General features: G+C 76.6%; 2 protein-coding genes. One reads left to right on the forward strand and one right to left on the reverse strand.

Annotation, left to right across the window (positions count from 1 at the left end; translation table 11 throughout):
• On the reverse strand, positions 1–2,607 hold a 2,607-nt coding region (eccCa, locus tag ACFV4G_RS19150; protein ID WP_380441767.1), incomplete at its 3' end, for a type VII secretion protein EccCa.
• A 166-nt stretch (positions 2,608–2,773) separates the two neighbouring features.
• Between eccCa and eccD the strand changes: the two genes are divergently transcribed.
• Complete coding sequence (gene eccD, locus ACFV4G_RS19155; protein ID WP_380441769.1) at positions 2,774–4,273, forward strand: type VII secretion integral membrane protein EccD; 1,500 nt, start codon at positions 2,774–2,776, stop codon at positions 4,271–4,273.
• Positions 4,274–4,402: the final 129 nt, after the last annotated feature.

Consider the following 4,402-nt stretch of genomic DNA (forward strand, 5'->3'; position numbering starts at 1 on the left):
GCCGCCGCCGAAGTCGAGGCAGTAGAACTGGACCTCGCGCGGGGTGTGGGTGAGGGCGAGGCCGGTGACGAGGGTGCGCAGGAGGTTGCTCTTGCCGCTCTGCGGGGCGCCGGCGATGCCGACGTGGCCGCCGGCGCCGGACAGGTCGGCGGTGAGCAGGTCGCGCAGTTGCTGGAAGGGGCGGTCGACGACGCCGACGGGCAGCCGCAGGGCTCCGTGGGTGTGTTCGTCCTCGGTGGTGAGGCCGCGGTCGGGGTGCGGGACGAGCGGGGGCAGGAGTTCGTCGAGGGTGGGCGGGACCCCGAGGGGCGGCAGCCAGACCCGGTGGGCGGGCGGTCCGGCGTCGCGCAGGCGGTCGGCGGCGATCTCCAGCAGGGAACCGGCCGACGCCGTGACCTCCTCCTCCACCTCCTCCACGGGCGCCTGGCGCTGCATCACGTAGTCCGTGCCGTACCGGACGACCTGTCCGGCGACGACGGCCTGCTGGGCGGCGCGCCGCTTGGGCCGGTACGGTCCCGAGACGTAGGCGGCCTTGAAGCGGGTCAGGGTGGAGATGTCGCTGCGCAGGAAGCCGTTGCCGGGCTGGGAGGGCAGCTGGTAGGCGTCGGGGACGCCGAGGACGCCCCGGCTCTCCATGGCCGAGAACGTCCGCAGGCCGATCCGGTAGGACAGGTGGGATTCGAGCGCGCTCATCCGGCCCTCGTCCAACCGCTGGGAGGCGAGCAGGAGGTGGACGCCCAGCGAGCGGCCGAGCCGCCCGATCATCACGAACAGCTCCATGAAGTCCCGGTGGGCGGAGAGCAGTTCGCTGAACTCGTCGACGACGACGAACAGGGTGGGCAGCGGCCGCAGCGCCGCGCCGCCCTCGCGCGCCGTCTCGTACTCCAGCAGCGACGCGTACCCGGCGACGCGCAGCAGCTCCTGGCGGCGCACGAGTTCGCCGTGCAGGGCGTCGCGCATGCGGTCCACCAGCGAGGCCTCGTCGGCGAGGTTGGTGATGACGGCGGAGGTGTGCGGCAGGGTGTCGAGGCCGAGGAAGGTCGCGCCGCCCTTGAAGTCGACGAGGACGAAGTTGAGCACCTCGGAGGAGTGGGTGACGGCGAGCGCGAGGACGAGCGTGCGCAGCAGTTCGGACTTGCCGGAGCCGGTGGCGCCGATGAGCATGCCGTGCGGGCCCATGCCGCCCTGCGCGGACTCCTTGAGGTCGAGGTCGACGGGCCGGCCGTCCGGTCCGAGGCCGAGCGGCACGCGCAGGCGTTGCGGGATGCCGCGCTGGGCCCACAGGGCCTCGACGTCGTGGGCGTGCAGGTCGGGGATGCCGAGCAGGGCGGTCAGGTCGAAGTCGGTGGCCAGCGGCTCGGCGACGTCGACGCCGTCGGCGATGCGGTAGCGGGCGAGCTGGGCGGCGAGCCGGGTGGCGGCGGGCAGCGCGAGGGCGTCGGGGCGGCCGAGGTCGGTGACGACGTCCTTGCGGTTGCGGTCGGCGCCGACCATGGTGAGCCGGCCCTCCTCGACGCGCAGCCGCAGGGTGGTGCGGGCCGGGCGCCATTCCAGGGTGTCGGCGAGGTCGACGAGGACGGCGTTGCGGTAGCCGGTGAGCGCGGCGCGGCTGCCGGCGTGCGCGCCGGGGCCGTCGAGGACGAGGACGGTGAACGGTTCGTCGCGGCTCGGGTCGGCGTCGGGCTCGTACGCGGGCCGGCCGGTGAACTCCTCGCCGAGCAGTTGCTCGACCTCGCCGAGGCTGCCCGCGACGAGCCGGACCGGGCCGGCGCCGTCGGTGTCGGTCGGGTGCAGGGCGTGCGGCAGCCACTTGGCCCACTCCCAGTGCGTGCGCCGCTCGGCGTCGGCGACGACGGCGACGTGGAGCTCGTCCGGCCCGTGCACGACGGCGAGTTGGGCGATCATCGCGCGCACGAGCGCGCGGGCGGCCTCGGGATCGTCGGCGCGCAGCAGGAGTTGGGCGAAGCCGCGCAGGTGGATCGCCATCGGCTGGTCGGCGACGGTGCCGTAGGCGTGGATGAAGCGGCGCAGCGCGTGGGCGCACAGCGGTTCGAGGTCCTCGACCGGCTTGGTGGCGAGCGGGGCGAGCGGGGTCGCGAGGCGCTGGGCGCCGAGGCCGATCCGGACGTCGCTGAAGTCCGGGTGCGCGGCCCGCCGTTCCCACAGCCGGGTGGTGCCCACCAGCGACCACAGCTCGCCGGGCGCGGGGTGGCGCCAGGCCAGCGCCTTGCGCTGGGCGTCGATCGAGCGGCGCACCTGGCGGCGCATCTGGGCGAGGTAGCGCAGGTAGTCGCGGCGCTCGGCGCGCAGCTGGTGCTTGCGATCGCTGGAGCCGCGGAACAGCTGGGTGACGAGCATGCCGACGGCGGACAGCGCCATCATGCCGACCGCGACGTAGCTCAGCGCGCCGCCGCCCTCGGGCCCGGCCGGGCGCAGGAACATGAACACCATCGACAGCGAGCCGAGCGCCATCGGCGCCATGCCGATCATGCTCGACATGCCGCTCTGCTTCTCGGGCAGGACCGGCGGCTCCTGGAGCTGGACGTCGCCGTCCGGCATCTCGGGCCCAGGACGCCTGGGCGTCCGCTTGACCAGGACCACGCTCACTCAGGGCTCCTCACGTTCCGCCACCGTCCTCTCACGCTGACGGGCGGCGGCGACCGCGGGGTTCAGCGGGGTCCGGCCGGACGCGGCCGGGTGCGTGAACGCCGACTCCCGCGCGGCCCGTTCGAGAAGACGGAGAACACTACGGACCCCGACCCCGAGGAGAGGCGTGAGCACCAGCGCCGTCGCAGGACTGTGCCGATTGAGGTTCCACGCGCCGGAGGCGGTCTTCGAACTCGCCGTCCCGGCCGACGTCCCCCTGGCCGACCTGCTCCCCGCGATCATCGGCCACGCCGGCCCCGGCCTCGCCGAGAGCGGCCTGGAGCACGGCGGCTGGGTGCTCCAGCGGCTCGGCGAGGAGCCGCTGGACGAGGAGCGGAGCGTCGAGGCGCTGGCGCTCCACGACGGCGACGCGCTCTACCTGCGCCCCCGCCACGAGGCCCTGCCCCCGGTGCACTTCGACGACCTGGTCGACGGCGTCGCCACCGGCATGCACGAGCGCGGCGACACCTGGCGCCCGGCCCTCACCCGCCGCCTCGCCCTCGCGCTCGCCCTGGCCGCCCTCGCGGCCGGCTGGATCGTGCTGGCCCTCCCGGGCCCGGCCGCCCCGCGGGAGGCCGCGGCGGCGGGCGTCGCCGTGCTCCTGCTGCTCGGCGCGGCCAGCGCCTCCCGCGCGATGGCGGACGCGGGCGCGGGCACCGCGCTCGGCGCCGCCGCCGTCCCGTACCTGGGGCTCGCCGCCCTGCTGCGGGGCCCCGGGCCGCCCGCGCCCCCCCCGCGCGGGGCGCGGGGGGGGGGGCGGGGGGGGGGGGCCCCCGCCCGCGCCCCCCCCCCCCCCGGGGGCGGGCCCCCCCCCCCCCGCGGCCCCCCCCGGGGGCGGGCCGGCCACGACCTGCTCGGGGCCCGGGTGCTCGCGGCCTCCTCCGCGGCGGCGGGCGCGGCCGTGCTGTCGCTGGCGGCGGTGGGGGCCGCGGCGCCGCTGTTCATCGGCCTGGTGCTGGTCGCCGCGCTCGGCGTGCTGGCCGGGGCCCTGCTCCTGCTCGGCCTCGCCGCGGACCAACTCGTCGCCCTCGTCTCGGTGTTCGCCGTCCTGGTCGGCTCCTTCGTGCCGTCCGTGGCGTTCCGGCTCTCCGGCCTGCGGCTGCCGATGCTGCCGCGCAACGCCGAGGAGCTCCAGGAGAACATCGATCCCGTCCCGGCCACGGCCGTCCTCCCCCGCGCGCTCGTCGCCGACGACTACCTGATGGCGCTCTACACCGCGATCGGCACCGTCTGCGCGGTCTGTCTCACCGTCCTGCCGTTCACGGGCGGCTGGGCCGGCCCGGCCGAGGCCGGGGCGCTCGCGCTGCTCCTCGTCCTCCACGCCCGCGCCATCGGCAGCATCCGCCAGCGCCTCGTCCTCCTGCTGCCCGGCGTGTACGGCGGCGCCGTGCTGCTCACCCGGTTCACCACGGGCGCCTCCCCCTCGGAACGCCTCGCCCTCCTCGGCGCCCTGGTGGCCCTGACCGCCGCCCTCCTGGTCGCCGCCTGGACCGTCCCCGGCCGCCGCCTCCTGCCCTACTGGGGCCGCATCGCCGACCTCCTCCACACCCTGACCGCCCTCGCCCTCCTCCCGCTGGCCCTCCAGGCCTGCGGCCTCTACCACTCCCTGCGCGCCCTGGGCGGCTGAGCGCCGCGATGCCCGTCCCGTGCCCCCGCCCACCCACCCGGCCGGGGCCCCGGGGGGGGGCCCCCCGGGGAACAAGCGCCCGGGGGGGGGGTGTACCCGGGGGGGGGGTGTGGGGACTAGAGGGGGGGC

It is taken from the genome of Kitasatospora sp. NPDC059747 (genome assembly GCF_042732955.1).
Classification (GTDB): Bacteria; Actinomycetota; Actinomycetes; order Streptomycetales; family Streptomycetaceae; genus Kitasatospora.